This window comes from Streptomyces sp. NPDC050211 (assembly GCF_040656035.1).
Classification (GTDB): domain Bacteria; phylum Actinomycetota; class Actinomycetes; order Streptomycetales; family Streptomycetaceae; genus Streptomyces.
This window is the reverse complement of sequence record NZ_JBFALC010000033.1, coordinates 90915-106765: the sequence shown is the minus strand read 5'-3', so window position 1 is coordinate 106765 and position 15851 is coordinate 90915. Positions and strand designations below refer to the sequence as shown.

Sequence of the window (15851 nt, the reverse complement as noted above, 5' to 3'; positions counted from 1 at the left end):
TTTTTTTTTTTTTTTTTTTTGTGTTGTTTTTTTTTTTTTTTTTTGATTTTTTATATTTTTTGTTTTATTTTTTTTTTTCTTATTTTTGTGGTATGTCTTCTCTCCACCGCTCCGGCCGCGGCTGTCGGCCCCCGCCGGGGGGCCCCCCCCCCCCCGGCCCCCCCCGACAGGTCCCGGTCAGACGCGGCGGCGGGTGAAGCGCTGGTTGGGGTTGCCGGTGTAGGTCCACTGGGAGATGCGGGCACCGTCGGTGGTCAAGTACTCCCAGACATCCATGGCCAGGCCGGACTCCCGGTTGACGAGGCTGATCACGTCACCGCCGTGGTCGACCACGCGCCACTGCTGGCCGGTGGCGCCGCTGTCGGCCTGCTGGACGACGTCCGCGCCGGTCGCGGTGCCCGTGGGCTGGAGGAACAGGCCACTGTGCAGTGCTTTGACGCGGACGTGGCCGCCGCCGGCATCGATGAACTCGAACTGCTGGTTGGGGCGACTGCTGGTGGTCCGCTGGACGAGCCGTGCGCCGGCGGCGGTGGAAGCCTCGTTGATCTCGGCGGCCTTGCCGCTGTGCTGGGCCAGCAGGGTGTAGAGGCCCGGGCCGCCGGGGGAGTCGCCCAGCTGGGCTTCCCACCTGGTGTTGGACCCGGACGCGTCGGCCGGGAGGCGGTCCCGTGCGGCGGTGTCGCCGTACATGGTCCAGCGGGCCCAGTCGACGACGGTCCTCGGGAAGCGCTGGTCGCTCCAGAAGCTGGTGTGGCTGCCGCCGACGAAGGTGAGGAACGCCTTGGGCCAGGTGATCTCCGAGTATGCCTGCCGGGCCGAGGAGTACTGCGTGGTCGAGTCCCGGTCGCCGTGGACGAACAGGACCTTGGCCGAGACCGAGCTGGATGGGTTGCCCATGTCCACGCAGGACTGGGGATTGGCGGAGATGATCCGGCTGTCGGGCCAGGAGGTCAGCAGACCGTGGGTGACCATGCCGCCCAGGGAGTGGCCCGAGACGCCGACGCCGATGCCGGTGTTGATGTGCCCGGCCAGCGGTCCGCTCGCGTTGAGCGCGAGGGTGTTGGTGAGGATCTGCGAGACGTCCTTGGAGGTGTTGCCGTTGTTGACGTCGGTGAAGTTGTGGTTGAAGTGTGGGGCGGGGACGATGAAGCCCGCCGAGGCCAGGGCCCGGATGATGAACAAGGAGTTCTGCGGGCTGCTTCCGTAGCCGTGGGTCATGTTGTAGACGGGGAAGACCCCGTTGGCGACCGGGGCGTCCGTCACCGGACTGCCGCCGGCGGTGCCGGTGGCCGGGTAGTAGACGTACGTGGTGCACGGGCGGCTGCCGCGGGTCCAGTTGTACCGGCGCACGCCGACCGCGAACGGCGTGGTCGGCGCGGTGTCCAGTGGCCCGGCGGCGGCCGGTGCCTGCCCTGCCCCTAGCAGGGACAGGCCCACGCCCGTCGCTCCGGCCGCGGTCATGCTGAGGAAGGTCCGTCGTCGCAGGGTCATGGTGACTCCTTGGGTGCGGGGATGAGTGGAGGGTTCGGCGTTCGGCTGGTTCCGTTGCCGGGTGCGTCCCGTCGGCGCCAGAGGTCGACAGATCGACGGGTCGCGCGGCGCGACAGCGGGTCTGGGTGCTCCTGCCACCCGCGAGGGGCGGCAGGAGCGGCATGCGATTGGTCGGGTGCACCGGATGCCGGGGTGAGTGTGGCCGTTCCGGTCGAACACGGCCTGGTTCTCCCAGGCGCTGCTGCAGTTGTTGCTGTCGGCCACCGAGTGAGCGGAGCACTGCTGTGAAGCGGTGATGACGTCGCCGGTGCCGTCGTGGTCTCGGTGGTGCGACGTCGGTGAAGCAGGCTATGAGGTGGTCACGTCGTGTTCGCCGTGGCTGGGCATGACGTCGATGACCGCCGTGACCGGTCCTGTGCCGGTCGTCCCGGTGACTGTCACCTCACCCGGCCTGTCCGTCGCGCCAGGTGGCAACGGCTGCCAGCGGACTGGGACAGCGGTGATCTTGTTGTTGGCGGTGGTGAGCATGCGGATGGAGGAGGGCAGCTTTGGGGCGGCCCTCACCATCGTGCTGGTGTAGATGGTGTCCTGGAGGATGTGCTTGGCGCGGCTGGCGTTGAAGACGTTGATGGACGCGTGCGGCTCCCACGTGTTCGCCAGTCCGGGCACGGCCCGGAACATCGGCTGGTAGCCGGCCGGTTCCCACACCAGTGCCCCTGAACCTCGGTTGTCGACCACGTCGTTGGCGGCCTGGAACACCCTGCGGATCGCGTCCGCCTGCCCCTGAATGGTTCGCGGGTACGGCGAGTTGGGCAACGGCGAGCCGTCGCCGCCCGACGCGGGGTAGGCGGTTTCGGCGATGTCGATCTCGTAGCCGGGATAGGTGGTGGCAATGGTGTTCAGGTTGAGATCCAGCGCCTCGGGCGTACCGTGCCACTCCGGGTAGTACGAGAGGGCCAGCACATCGGGGTTCTGGCCCTTCGCCTTCACCCGGGTGAGGAACTGGTGCCAGAACTCCATGGTTTTGGCGAGCTTGTCCTTGTCGACGATCACGTGTATCTCGACCTTGGATGTCGGTGACGCGTCTCGGACGGCCTTGATCCCGGCCGCGGCCAGGGTGGTGAACCGGTCCCACGACTGGTCGTAGAGCTGCCGCTCCACCGGGTCGGCCGACCGCCAGTACTTCCACAGCAGTCCACCGCCGGGCTTGGACTGGTAGATATCGGCCTGGTCGACGAAATACGGCGGACTCGTCGTGCCGATGTGGGCCGCCTCGCTGCCGTACATGAAGCCATTGATGATCTCGTTGCCGACGGCCACCTTCTCCGGCGTGGTGCCCTGCCGGATCAGCCGCTTCAGATAGTCGGCGGTGAAGTCGTACACGGCATTGGACAGGTCCGCGAACTCCAGCTCGGCCCAGGCGCGTGGTTTGGGTTGCTTGCTCGGGTCCGCCCAGGAGTCCGCGTAGTGGAAGTCGATCCCCAGGCCCATGCCCCGCTGCTCGATCCACTTGGCTGAGGCCAGTGAGCGCTCCGGACCCTGGCGCGGTATCGGCGTCGGTTGACCGGTGCTCTCGCTGCGCGGCTCGTTGAATATCCGCAGCCGGCTGTACTCGATGCCACGGTCCTTGGCCACGTCGAGCAGGTGTGGCCCGGCGCCGCGGTCTTCGGCCAGGGGGTCGACCCAGTACTGCTGGTCCTGGACGTCGTCCATCCAGGACAGATCGGCGCCGAGGGTGAGGTCGTCGCGCAGGTAGTTGAAGACCTGGAGCTCGCTGACACCTGCCCGGGCCCGGCCCGGCCCACCTGTGAACGTCAGCCGGACGAAGCGCGTTCCCGGCCGGGTGAACAGGTGCACTTCCCCTCGCGACACGGCTCGGTTGTGGGACCTGTCGGCGATGGCCTTCCACCGGCGACCGTCGGATGAAGCCTCGACGACGTACCGGTGGGCCACGCCACGGTCCGGGAAAAGCACCTTGACCTTACGCAGGTTGTCGTAGGTTCCACCGAGGTCGACGGTGAGCCACTGCCGGGCGCCGGCACTACCGGGTTGCCAGGACGTCGTCGGATCGCCGTCGATGGCCAGACGGGCGCTGGACGAGCCGGAGGCGGCCGTCGCCGAAGCCCAGGGCTTGGCAGCGATATTGCTCTCGATCGGCTTGATGTCCGCGGTTCCGAAGGTCGCGTGGGCCGACTCGGGCACCATGAGTAGGTTCGCGGACACCATGGTGACCAACGTCGTCGCGACCGCGATGGCGCGGGGCAGACGCGTTCTGCTCATGTCCTTCTCCTGACGATGTCACGTACGGGCGGCATGGGCTGTTCCGTACGCTCTGCCGGTCGCGAAGACCGGCAGAGCACGGGACGTCAGTCAGCCGACATCGAGGTAGTCGACGTTGGGCAGTCCGGTTGACGTGGTCGGATCCAGCCGGATGGTGTTGCTGCCGGCGTTCAGCGGGACCGTCACGGTCTTGGTCGTCCACGTCGTCCACGCACCGGTGGACTCGAACGAAAGCGCCCCTGCCGGGGCTCCGTTGACGACGAGGTTCGCGGGCCTCGCACCGGTGGTGGAGCCATTGGCGAACCGGATCCCCAACGTCGCCGTACGGGCGGTCGCGGAGTTCACGGTGAACTCCGCGAAGGCCCCCACAGCGCCGTCGCCGTTGCAGAACCCGCTGCCGGAATAGCCGGCTTGGTTCGAGTCGATCGTGCCCCGGCACTGTGCCGGAGCGGTCTCTGCCTCGTAACGCCCCGGAGGCGCTGGTGTGTCGGCAGAGGTCTTGACGAGTGAGAGCTGGTCGACGGTGACGCCGCCCGAACCCGACGCCCGCACGGTGAGGGTGGCGGCCCCGCCGGGCAGCTCTATGCCGGTGAGCTCGCGCTTGGCCCAGCCGCTCGACGACGGGACGCCGAGGATGCGCTGGCTGCCGTTGGCGCCGGTGATCACGACCTGTCCGGCGCTACCCCGAGCGTGCAGGGACAGGGTGTAGGTGCCTGCGGGCACCGATGCGATCCGCTGCTCGACGCCGCCGCTGTTGCTCACCTGGAGGGCGAAGCGAGACCCGTTCACACCACCGTCGACGTTGGTCACCGAACCGCCGAGGTTCCGCCATCCCCGTACACTGGAGACGATGATGCGGTCGGCCTGGATGTCGGGGTTGAGGATGTAGTTGTTCGCCGGCCCGACCCGCCACTCTCCGGTCGTGACGTTGAACTGCCACTGGCTCACCGAGTGGAACTGCGGCCGCGCGCCGGTCTTGGTGATCGGCACCCACTGGTTGTACCCGATGCCGTTCCAGGCGAAGTCGGCCCAGCGGTCGCCGGCGTAGATCACCGTGTTCTGCTTGGTGCCCTTGACCGTCACGAAGAACCCGGTCTGGGTCACGTGGCTGTAGTCCATCTCGGTGCCGGCAAGGACGTACTCGCCGCTGTAGGAGCCCTGGACGTTGCTGCTGGTCGACTCATTGACGTAGTTGACCGAGGTGTTCCAGCCGTGCAGGTCCGACGCCGCGTGGTAGTACTTGCCGTCGAGCTTGAACATGGCGTTGCCCTCGCGACCGTCGCCGCGGCGGATCTCCACGCCCGGCTCGATCCGCAGCGAGTCGGACTCCCGGAACTTGGCCACGAAGCCGCGCGACCGTCCTTCGCGGTTGGAGAAGATCAGGTAGTCCTTGCCGTCCTCGTCGGTGAAGACGGTCTGGTCTCCGGTGCCGGTCGTCGGCGAGTTGGTGATCTGGGTCTGGAAGTAGCCGTAGTCGAAGGTGTCGGTGGGTGAGTCGCCCTGCAGCAGCAGGACACCGTGCCCGCCTCCGACGTAGGCCTGGACGGCGAGCACGTACTTGCCGGTGTTCTCGTTGTACGAGACCCCGAGCCGCCCGACCCACCCTGCCTGACCGAGGGTGGCGCCGCTTTGGATCGGTGTCGTCCGCGTCGCGACCCGGTTCTCGAACTTCCAGTTCACCAGGTCCTTGGACGAGTACACCGGGATGGACCTGAAGCTGACCTCGCCGTCGTACTTCCGCGTCGGATTGGCCCGGTAGGACTCGGCGCCGAGGTAGTGCACGCCGTACCAGTAGTAGGTGTCACCGAACTTGAAGACCCCACCGCCCTGCGAATAGATGGGGTTGCCGCTGGTGTCGTTCCAGAAGGTGTTGTTCGTGATCGTCTGGAACGTGCCCTCGTCGGCAGCCTGCAGATCGCCGGCGGCGTTCATCAGGGCCGTCTTCGCCTCGGCGACCTCCGACTTGGTGGCCGATGTGTCGTCGGCTACCGCGTCCGCGGAACGCAACGCCTTGGCGAAGGGTTTCCAGGAGCCGGCCGTGTACTTCGACGGAGCGCGGGTCTCGTACTCGGACACCAGGTACTTCAGGCCACGATCCGCCACCGGTCCGGCAGCGGCGTCCTGGGCTGGGAGCTCCTTTGTCGATGTCTGCGCCGTCGATGTCTGTTGTGCCGGGGCCTCCGCCGACGCGGTGCCAGCCCAGACGGGCGCTGCTAACGACACGGACAACAAGGCGGCCGCGGCCAACTTCCAGTGCTTCGAGACGGCACGCATTCGGTATCTCAAGATGTCACCTTCCATCATTCTCGAAGGCGCCGAGGTCCGGCGCACTTCCGCTGAAGGGCAGTCCCACGTTGGTGCCCTTGTCGATCAGGGCACTGTTCGCCGCGAGGCGGAGGTGGGGCAGCACGGGCAGGCTCCCGTCGCTCTGGCGGGGCGCGTCCCAGCCGGACGTCGACACACTCTGGAACTGGGAGTCCGACAGGGGGATGCCGAGGTTCCAGGTGTTGTACGCGGCGTTCGTGCCGCTCATGTACGACGTCGCCGTTCCGGTGTAGGCGATGTTGTTGCGCAGGTTGCCCCGGCCGACGGCGGCGCCGCTCGAGTCGACGCCACGCATGTTGAAGTTGGGGTGGTTTCCGTAGCCGGTGTTGTTGAAGTAGTCGTTGGCCACCGGGTGGTGGTTGGCGTAGAAACCCTGCGCCTTGTTGAGGAACGCCACCGAGAAGCGGACGGTGTGCTTGGGCGCGTTGGCCTCGTAGTCGCCCCCGTAGCCGCCCGACTTGAAGCCGGCTCCGTTGCCGGAAGGCGTCGTCGTCCCCGGCACGTATCCGTTGCGCCAGGCCCACGAGTTCTCGATGGTCACGGGCGAGTAGGTGGAGATGAGGTCGAACCCGTCATCGGCGTTCCACCATGCGCGGCACCCCCGGAACACATTCGCCGCGCGGCCGGAAGGCGTGTAGTGCGCACCGAACCCGTCGGCGTTCTCACCGGGCCCGTCACTGCTGCGCAGGTCGTAGTTGTCATGCGAGTCCGAGTTGAGGACGAGGTTGCCGGCCCCGCCGTTGATGAACAGGCCGGTGCCCATGTGGTGGTGGGTATTGATCTGCTCGAAGATGTCGTTGCTGCCGGAGACCCAGATCCCCCAGGACTCGGCGTTCTGGTTGTTGTTCTGGGGAACGCCCTTGACTTCCAGTCCTTTGAGGTGGATCCAGCTGCCGGTGACGTTGAAGCCCTTGATGCGGCAGTTGTCCGTCATCCGCGAGAAGTCGAAGACCGGTTTCTCGCCCGGCTGGGCCCAGTACCGGATCGGGTTGCCCGAGCTGCCGCTCTTGTTGAGGGTGATCGCGTCGACCCTGGCGGTCTGGCTCGAACAGGCGCTGTTCGCGCGGGTGTAGGCGTAGGTGCCGCCCCGGAAGTAGACCGTGTCGCCCGCCGTGGCGACGGCCTGTGCACGGGCGATCGACGCCCACGGGGCGGCCTGCGTGCCTGCCGCGCCGTCGTTCCCGTTCGGGGCGACGTAGTAGGTGTTTCCGGCCGCCGTGGCCTTCGCGGACGCCGAGCCGGGGGCCATGGCGAGGGAACTCGCCGTGACCACCGAGAGCAGGAGGGCAGGGGTGCCGAACTTCGCGGTTCTCACAGCGTCATCTCCCGAGTCAGGTGATTTCCCGTGCGGCAGTAGGGCTCGTGCCTGCCTGAAGAACTCAGCGCAGGTGCGAAAACTGCTTTCGAAGGGTGGGACCACGCGCGTGCTTCTTCAGAACTTCATGGCGCCGGCGGCCAGGTTGGCGATGAAGTGGCGCGAGCCGATCAGGAAGACCCCGATCAGCGGGATCACCGACATGAGCGCTCCGGCGATGACCATCGACTGGTCGGTGGTGTAGATGCCGTTCAGCTGCTGCACGGCCACCTGCAGCGTCACCTTGCCCGGGTCGGTCATCACGATCAGTGGCCACAGGTAGTCGTTCCAGATGTGGAAGAAGGTGAAGATCCCCAGGAACGCCAGCCCCGGGCGGAGCACCGGCAGCCCCACCGTCCACCACTGGCGGAAGAACCCGGCACCGTCGACCCTCGACGCCTGGATCAGCTCGTCGGCGATCGCCCCCTGCGCGTACTGGCGCATCCAGAAGATCCCGAACGCGTTGGCCGCACCGGGGATGATCAGCGCCTTGAGCGAGCCGACCCAGCCGAGCCAGGCCAGGGTGACGAACTGCGGCACCAGCGTCAGCTGCATCGGGATCATGAAGGTGGCCAGCACGATCCAGAACAGCACCCTCCGCCCGGGGAAGTCGTACTTGGCGAAGGCGAAGGCGGCCAGCGAGTCGAAGAGCAGCACCAGGAACGTCACGGCTGTGGCGGCCACGACGGTGATGCCCATCGACCCCCAGAAGTCGATCCCGTCGAACACCTTGTTCATGTTCTCCCACAGGTGGGAGCCCGGGATCAGCTTGGGCGGGTAGGCGAAGATGTCCCCGGTGGTGTTGGAGGCCATCACGAACATCCAGTAGAACGGGAAGATCGTGATCAGCACGCCCAGCAGGAGCACGGCGTGGCCCACGATCGTCCGCGACCGGGCGGCCGTCTCAGCGCGCACGGGACTTCTCCTTCCGCTTGCCGGTGCCGATCGGGTCCTCGTCGCGGCCGCCGATCAGCCGCCAGTTGATGACGGAGAACACCGCGATCAGGAGAAACAGCGCCCAGCCGACGGCCGCGCCGTAGCCGAACCGGTTGAAGATGAACGCCTGCTGGTAGAGGTAGAGCACGATGGTGGTGGCCTCGCCGCCGGGCCCGCCGACGTTCCCGTTGTCGTCCACCGGGAACAGCACCTGCGGCTCGGTGAACAGTTGCAGCCCGCCGATGGTGGAGGTGACGGCGACGAACAGGATCACCGGGCGGAGCATCGGGATGGTGATCCGGAAGAAGGTCTGGCGATTGTCGGCGCCGTCGACCTTGGCCGCCTCGAACACGTCGCTGGAGATGGCCTGCAGGCCGGCCAGGCAGATGATGGCGTTGTAGCCGACCCACCGCCAGATGGTGATCGCCGCCACGGAGACCTTCATCGCCCACGGGTCGGACAGCCAGCCGACCTCGCCGGCGCTGATCGCCCGCAGCGCGCTGTTGAGCAGCCCGGAGCTGTCGCTGAAGACGGAGCCGAGCACCAGGGTCATCGCCACGATCGAGGTGACGTTCGGGACGAAGTAGGCCACCCGGTAGAACGCCTTGAACCGCACCGTGGTGTGCAGGGCGTAGGCGATGACCAGCGCCAGGAAGACCATCGGGACGGTGGACAGGATCCAGATGACCAGGGTGTTGCCGATCGACTGCCAGAAGTCGGAGTCGGTCACCAGGTACGCGTAGTTCTCCCAGCCGATCGGCCGCGTCTCTCCGATGCCGTCCCACGACATGAATGACAGGTAGATGGAGAAGCCGACCGGGAAGACGCCGAAGACGGCGAAGAGGAGGAAGAACGGGGAGACCGCCGTGTACATCGGCCAGTAGCGGCGCCAGCCGGGCAGCGGCCTGGACCCGTCCGGTGGCGGCTTGGCGGTCCTCCCGCGCCGATCGACGGTCTTCCCGCGCAGGGCATCGGCGAGGCCCATTCAGATCGCCCCCTCGCGGGTGAGTTCGCGCTCGATGGTGTCCTGGGCGTCCCTCCATGCCGTGTCGACGTTCTTGCCGGACTCCACGTTGGCGAGCTCGGCGGCGAAGACGGGGTCCATCACCCGGTCGTACGGGCTCTTGTAGACGGTCCTGACCTGCCGCGCCGACGGTCCGAACACCTCGATGGTGCGCTGTCCGCCGTAGAAGGGCCGAGGCTCACGCATCTCCGGCCTCGTGAAGGAGTGCGGGGAGGACGGGAACAGCGACATCTCCGTGAACGCCTTGACCTGGTTCTCAGGAGACTGCAGCCAGGTGACGAACTTGTAGGCCGCCTCGGGGTTCTTGGAGTACTTGGTGATCGCCAGGAACGAGCCGCCGACGTTGCCGGCGCCGCCGGGCGGGTCGGCCACCCGCCACTTGCCCTCGGTCTTCGGCGCGGCCGACTCCGGGAAGGCGAAGCCCCACCACACCGCGCCGATGCCCACCGGCTGGCGGCCGCTGGTGACCACGCCGTACAAGTCGGTGGAGCCCTCCGGGGCGCCGGCCGACAGGCCGTCCCTGCCGATCCGGTAGGCCAGTTCGAATGCCTCGCGCAGCTCGTCACGGTCGCCGATGAACCGGCCGTCCTCGGTCATGAACTTGCGGCCCAGCTGGCCCAGCCGGATGCCCCAGACGTGGTGGATGTTGGGGCAGATCACCGCGCGCTCCTGGGACTTCCGCAGTTCCTTGCCCAGGGCGATGAAGCCGTCCCAGTCCGGGGCGCGGGCGGCCAGCTCCTTCGGGTCGGTGGTGATCCCGGCTTCCTGAAGCAGGTCGGCGCGGTAGAACAGCCCGGTGGGGCCCGTGTCCATGGGGAACGCGATCATCCGGCCCTCGGGCGTGATGCACTCGTTCCACTTCCAGTCCAGGTACCGGCTCTTCAGCTCGGCCGCGCCGAAGTCGTTCAGGTCGACGAACACGTCCTGGTTGGGGAAGTAGGTGGCCACGTCGGAGTTGATGCCGATGATGTCCGGCACCAGGGACTTGCCGGCGAGCGCGGTACGCACCTTCGTGTTGAAGTGGCCGCCGATGTTGGTGCGGCTGAGTCTGAAGCCCTCGGCCCCGGGAATGCCCTTCGTCTCGGCCCGGGCGACCAACTCGTCGCTCACCGACCGGTCCCAGGTCCACAGAGTGATCTCATCCGGGTCGCCGAGCGAGCGCTGCGACCCGCAGCCGGCCGGCCCGAACCCTCCGGCGGCTGATCCGGCGCCCAGCGCCAGAAACCGTCTTCGTGACACTGCCATGGACGCGTGTACCACCTTCCGAGCGAGGGGCCCACCCCCTGATCGCTCAGGCGGTGGCCGAACAGACATCGCGAACGGCTGCTCTGGTTGAACGGGGGGCGGCGTGCTTGAGGAGGCTCGGCACCGCCGCCGACATGCTGCACACATCGCTGCCCACGAGCGCCGGTGCGGACCTCATGGCCCACAGGACGAAGTGGCCGCGCAGCTCCGTGTCCGTAAGCTCGGGCGGCCGACCTCCGGCATGCCCCGGCCGTTGATTTCGGTGATCCACGCGAACGCGGCCACTGTGGTCGCCGATGATGGCCTTGGGCGAGCACCAGTCGTACGTGAGGCAGCCCAGGCCCGAAGCGGCGAACTGGCGGGCGTCTTGCGTGTGCCCGGTCGCACCCTCGCCCCGGCCTCCTTCTTCGTCGCACGCCGCGGCCCGGTCGGAGCCAAGCCGTTTCCGTACGCCATCGTCAGGTTCAGGTAGGGACGACTGCGTCCTCGGTCTGCTGCACCGCCGTCGTTGAGGCCACCCGCGAACCGACCGGCCTCGGTTCGCGCCCAACCGCCGCGTGCTACGTGAGATACACGGCGAGCGGGAGGTTCTGGCGGCGCACGTCACCGGCGACGAGCCCTGCGACCCGCTGGGCGCCGTAGGTGTCGAAGTGGGTGTGGTCGTTGCAGAAGAAGGTGCCCAGGGGACCGCTGCCTCCGTAGTCGCCGTTGTTCGGGCAGAAGTGCAGACTGTTGTAGAGCGAGACACTGAGCGTCTGCAGGTCGATGACGGGCGCCCTGGTGGCGGCGCCGGCGGCGAGGGTCTGGGTGACGAAGCCGCGGTTCTTGGTCGCTGTGCCGCCGGAGCAGGTGATGGCGGCCACCGGGGTGAGCAGCACCGGGTGCGCGCCACGGGCGAGGGCGGCCTGCGCCATCTGGGTCATCAGCTGTTGGTAGCGGGCCGGGCCGACGTGCCGGGGGCAGGTCGAGGAGGAGTCATTGATGCCGAACTGGATGAGCAGGTAGTCACCGGCCTTCATTCCGGTGGTCGCGTTCAGCATCGCCTGCCAGCGGGACGAGTACGTGGTGGACGTGAGGCGGCACTCACCGTCCGAGCCCTTGGTGCCGCTCACGTTCCCCTCGTACAGCCAGGTCTGGATGCTGCGGCCTCCGACGGCCTGGTTCTTGACGGTCACTTCGCTGCTGAACAGGGCGTCGAACTGGCTGCCCCAGCCGACCGGGCACCGGCCGGAGCTCGGGTTGGCCATGGTGGAGTCGCCGGCCAGCCACACGGTGACCGGCGCGGCGGCCGCCTGTGCGGCCGGGGCCTGGGCGCGGGAGGCACTGGTGCAGTCCGTGGCGACGCGGTCCGCCGCGGATGCGGCGCTGACACCGAGGCTCGACAAGGCGATCATGAGCGCGGTCGTGATGAGAATCCGTAAGTTCCTCAACGGGTCCCTCCTTGGGACTGGCGCCGGGCGTTCGGTCAGCGCAGGTACGCGGCCAGGGGCAGACGCTGCTCGCGGATGCTCTGGAGCACCAGCCCGCCCATCTGGCTCGCGCCGTACTGCGAGAAGTGGGTGTTGTCCGTGACACCGTCGACGGATGAGCGCAGGAAGAGCTGTGCGGAGGAGGACGGGCCGAGGGACTCGACCAGCGTCTTGCTCTTGGTGGTCAGATCGATCACTGGCACGTTCTGCGCTGTGCCGACCGAGCGCATCTCGGCGGGCAGGTTCACTCCGAGGCCGTTGACGTGCAGTGCTGTGGGCGTGAGCCGGCTGCCGTTGAACTGGCGGCGGACCGGCGGGGTCACGAGAACGGGAACGCCGCCCTTCGCACGGACCTGCGTGATCATGGAGGTGAGGTTGCTCCGGAAGGCTGAGGCGCTGGTTTGCTTGTCGTTGTGGCCGAACTGGATGAAGACCGCGTCGTTTGCCTTGACCTTCGGCAGCAGGGCCGGGAAGAGCGCCGAGTTCCTCAGGAAGCTGCCCGAACTCTCCCCCGAGTCGGCGTAGTTGGCGACGGACGCTCCGGGACCCACCGTCGGCGTGATCATCTGGCCCCATCCCGTGTACGGGGCCACGGGCTGGTCGCACACGGTCGAGTCGCCGGCCAGGTAGGCGACCAGCGGCTGGGCCGCCGGTTTCACCGAGACGGCCGACACCTGCGGGTTGGTCCCCGAGAACCGGATGTCCAGACCGGGGTTTCCGGTGCCGCCCTGGCCGGTGGGCTGCCCCTCCGGCTGCCGCACGTTGACCGTGAACGAGTACGTGGCGGCGGCACCGGCCGCCGTCTTCGTCGCCGGAAACGTCAGGCGCCGGGCCTCCACCCACATGTCGGTCTCGGCGGCACCGGCACCGCCGATGGAGACCGTCACGTCGTAGTTGCCGGGTGAGACCGCGTAGTGACACTTGATCGGCGCGCTGCCGGAACAACCGGCCGGCAGCGCCCGCGTGGCGGCATCGGCATGCGCCGCACCGGTGCCGACCAGCGTCGCGAGGGTCAGCAGACCCACTGCTCCCAGCCTGACCCCGTGCCCTTCGAGACTCGATGTCATGCCCATTACAATCACCAATCCCAGTCCTTGACCGGAGAGTTGCCCGGGTTGAGGTCCATGGCCCGCCGCTCAGGCCTGGGTGAAGCCGTTCATGATCGCGGTGGGCCGCTTGCTGGAGGAGTCCCAGGCGCCCATGTTGTAGCCGGTGAACGGGGACATGCACTCCGGCTCCCAGTAGAAGATGCCCTGCCCGCCATTGGCCTTGAGGGCCTTGATGTAGGCGACCAGCGCGGCCTGGGTGGAGGAGGCACGGTCCACCCGCCCGCCGAACTCGCTCTGCAGGAACGGTTTGCCGTAGGCGTCGGAGATCTTCTTCATGTTCGCCACGATCCCGGGGGCGAGTTCGGCGCTGCCGTAGGACGAGAACACCGACATGTCCCACTTGCCGCCGCTCGCCGCGTAGCGGCTGAAGAACGTCGTCATCACGTCGTACTTCTGCGGCTGGGCCAGGTGGATACACACGGTCGAGTTCGGTGACACCGCCTTGACCTGGTCGTATGCGGCGTTGAGCAGCCCTGTCATCTGCGCCCCGTTGGAGACGCTGCCGACCGGGCGGCATATCCCGCTGTTGATCTCGTTGCCGATCTGCACCCAGGTGGGCAGCACGTCGTTGTTCTTCATGACCGTCATGGTCTGGTTCACGTAGGTGCTCATCGCGGTGCGCATCTGGCTGTAGTTCATGCTTCGCCAGGCCGCGGGCGGGTTCTGCACACCGACGGAGTTCCAGGTGTCGCCGAACATGTAGTCCAGCATGATCGACATCCCGGCGGCCTTGACCCGCTTGGCGAAGGCGGCCACCTCGTTGATGCCGCAGTGCCCGTTGGCCGGGTCGTTGGACGGGTTGACGAAGGTGCGCAGGCGTACGGCGGTGATGCCGTAACCCTTGAGGATCGTCAGCAAATCCTGGGTCTGCCCGCCGGCGTTCTTCCAGGAGTAGCCGCGCGCCTCCATCTGAGGTGCCCAGCTGATGTCGACGCCCTTGACGAAGCTCGCCGCGGCCTCGGCAGGTGTCTCGAGTTCGGCGAACGCGGCAGCGGTGGCGAGCGCCCCGGCGGTGGCGGTGGTGGCCTTGAGCAAGGTTCGCCGGCTGATGTGTCCGGCAACTGGTGTGGGGGGTTGCGGGGACATGGTCAGTCCTTTCCTTCCGTCGGCCGGGGGCCAGGTGTCGCGGTCGGCGGAGAGCGGGTCAGTGAGAAAGGGACTTCCAGGAACGAGGCGGATTAGGGGCAACTGACCGTCAGGTACAGGGAGTTGGTGTGGCCGGGAGCGATCCGGCCGATGCGCCTCCCTCGGTGTGGCAAGAACAAGGCAGGAGTGCTTACGAGTGGCACGTGTCGAAGGGGGCGGTCTTGGCATACCAGAGCCGCTCCTCCAGGTCTGAGCTGTGAACGATCACAGAAGTGTTGCGGCGGCAGTGCGCAATCGCATCACAACGAACTTGAGGTGCATCACGCAGCTTCTCGATCGGGTGCGAAGCTGTCAACCATTGCTCACCAATCCTTGGAAGAAGCAGTGTGATCCTGTGGACTGGGACTCGCCGCGCCTCGCCGGTGAGCTGTCTGAAACAGCGGGAGTCAGCCCAGTTCAAGTGCCCTTTTAGAAGGAATGCAGCGGCGGGCGAGGCTGCGCACGGGACATCTCGTTGGCTCGCATCCGAACATGCTCGAACAGAAAAAGCCAACAGTATGCTTGACGGGCTATCAGTGAGCTTTTACCTTCACAGCGAATGGGAGCGTTCACACACACCTGTGGTTGGACCGCCGTCTCCGCGATCTTCATACCCCCACCCCGGAGGTCATGGTGACCGACCCGCACCGGCATCCGCGCACCGCATCGCGCCCACGGCGATTCCAACGCCGGTCAAGCAATCGACTGTTCGGCGGCCTGACGGCCGCCACCGCACTGACCCTCTCCGCACTCACCGGAATACCGCAGACCGCGCACGCCGCGACCGCGCGGCAGGTGGAACGCCTCGACCGGGGCCGGACGCGATGCACGTGGGCGACCTCGACCCGTCCCAGCCGGGTCTGGAGAACTTCAAGGTCGACGAGGACAGCTCCAAGCCGTCCTCCTGGATGGCGGGCGGCGAGGATCGGCCAGATCCTCTGGTCCACCCCGGCCGGCGGTGACAACGGCCGGGGCGTGTCCGGTGACATCTGGTCCGGCAGCGCGGGGCGCCGAGTCGTGGTGGTCGCTCGTGAGTGGCGTCCGCAACCCCAAGGGCGCGGTGGTCGCCAGTCGTAAGCCCGGGTCCAGCAACTTCCTGGCGTGGTGGGACGGCGACACTACGCGCGAACTCCTCGACGGCACCGACATCGACAAGTACGGCACCTCAGGGCGACACCCGCCTGCTCACCGGCGCCTGGGTCCACTCCAACAACGGCACCGTCGACGCCGTCCTTGTCCGGCGACCTCCTCGGCGACTGGCGCGAGGAACCATTACGCGGATCACGACCATCCTCCATGACACCCAGTACCGCACGGCCCTGGCCTGGCAGAACACTGCCTACAACCAGCCCCCCGCACCCCAGCTCCTTCATCGGCAGCAAGATGCCTACGCCACTCCGCCCCACCGTCGCGCTGCCGAACAGTCACTGAGCTGGACAGCGGTGTGCGGTTCCGGTTGGGCTGGGCCAGCCGGATCAGAGGGTCCCGTTCCT

9 protein-coding genes and 3 pseudogenes are annotated in these 15851 nt (G+C 67.2%); 1 reads left to right on the top strand and 11 read right to left on the bottom strand.

Annotated features, from left to right (window positions below; translation table 11 throughout):
* Window positions 1-177: 177 nt before the first annotated feature.
* The 11 genes and pseudogenes from AB0I98_RS28940 to AB0I98_RS28890 all read right to left on the bottom strand — a co-directional run bounded on the left by AB0I98_RS28940 (window position 178) and on the right by AB0I98_RS28890 (window position 14319).
* Entirely contained in the window at window positions 178-1491 is a 1314-nt protein-coding gene (locus tag AB0I98_RS28940; protein ID WP_362947027.1) for an RICIN domain-containing protein, read from the bottom strand.
* A 348-nt stretch (window positions 1492-1839) separates the two neighbouring features.
* On the bottom strand, window positions 1840-3771 hold the full coding sequence (locus AB0I98_RS28935; protein WP_362947025.1) for a glycosyl hydrolase 53 family protein: 1932 nt from the start codon (window positions 3769-3771) through the stop codon (window positions 1840-1842).
* 99 nt (window positions 3772-3870) lie between these two features.
* Window positions 3871-4239: pseudogene (locus tag AB0I98_RS28930) on the bottom strand (carbohydrate-binding protein); the annotation flags it as partial.
* A gap of 681 nt (window positions 4240-4920) precedes the next feature.
* Window positions 4921-5703: pseudogene (locus tag AB0I98_RS28925) on the bottom strand (family 43 glycosylhydrolase); the annotation flags it as partial.
* 358 nt (window positions 5704-6061) lie between these two features.
* Entirely contained in the window at window positions 6062-7411 is a 1350-nt protein-coding gene (locus AB0I98_RS28920; protein WP_362947022.1) for a right-handed parallel beta-helix repeat-containing protein, read from the bottom strand.
* Between the two features lie 117 nt (window positions 7412-7528).
* Entirely contained in the window at window positions 7529-8365 is an 837-nt protein-coding gene (locus tag AB0I98_RS28915) for a carbohydrate ABC transporter permease (protein WP_362947020.1), read from the bottom strand.
* Window positions 8355-9371, bottom strand: coding sequence for a sugar ABC transporter permease (locus AB0I98_RS28910; RefSeq protein WP_362947017.1), 1017 nt, complete (start codon window positions 9369-9371; stop codon window positions 8355-8357). Before AB0I98_RS28910 ends, AB0I98_RS28915 begins: the two co-directional genes overlap by 11 nt.
* Complete coding sequence (locus AB0I98_RS28905) at window positions 9372-10655, bottom strand: extracellular solute-binding protein (RefSeq protein WP_362947015.1); 1284 nt, start codon at window positions 10653-10655, stop codon at window positions 9372-9374.
* A 560-nt stretch (window positions 10656-11215) separates the two neighbouring features.
* Complete coding sequence (locus tag AB0I98_RS28900; protein ID WP_362947011.1) at window positions 11216-12049, bottom strand: GDSL-type esterase/lipase family protein; 834 nt, start codon at window positions 12047-12049, stop codon at window positions 11216-11218.
* Between the two features lie 71 nt (window positions 12050-12120).
* The gene (locus tag AB0I98_RS28895) at window positions 12121-13191 is read right to left on the bottom strand and encodes a rhamnogalacturonan acetylesterase (protein ID WP_362947009.1); all 1071 of its coding nucleotides are present in this window, start codon (window positions 13189-13191) and stop codon (window positions 12121-12123) included.
* Between the two features lie 69 nt (window positions 13192-13260).
* Complete coding sequence (locus AB0I98_RS28890) at window positions 13261-14319, bottom strand: glycosyl hydrolase 53 family protein (RefSeq protein WP_362947006.1); 1059 nt, start codon at window positions 14317-14319, stop codon at window positions 13261-13263.
* Between the two features lie 857 nt (window positions 14320-15176).
* Between AB0I98_RS28890 and AB0I98_RS28885 the strand changes: the two are divergent.
* Window positions 15177-15789 (top strand): annotated as a pseudogene (locus AB0I98_RS28885) (rhamnogalacturonan lyase); the annotation flags it as partial.
* Between the last annotated feature and the right edge of the window lie 62 nt (window positions 15790-15851).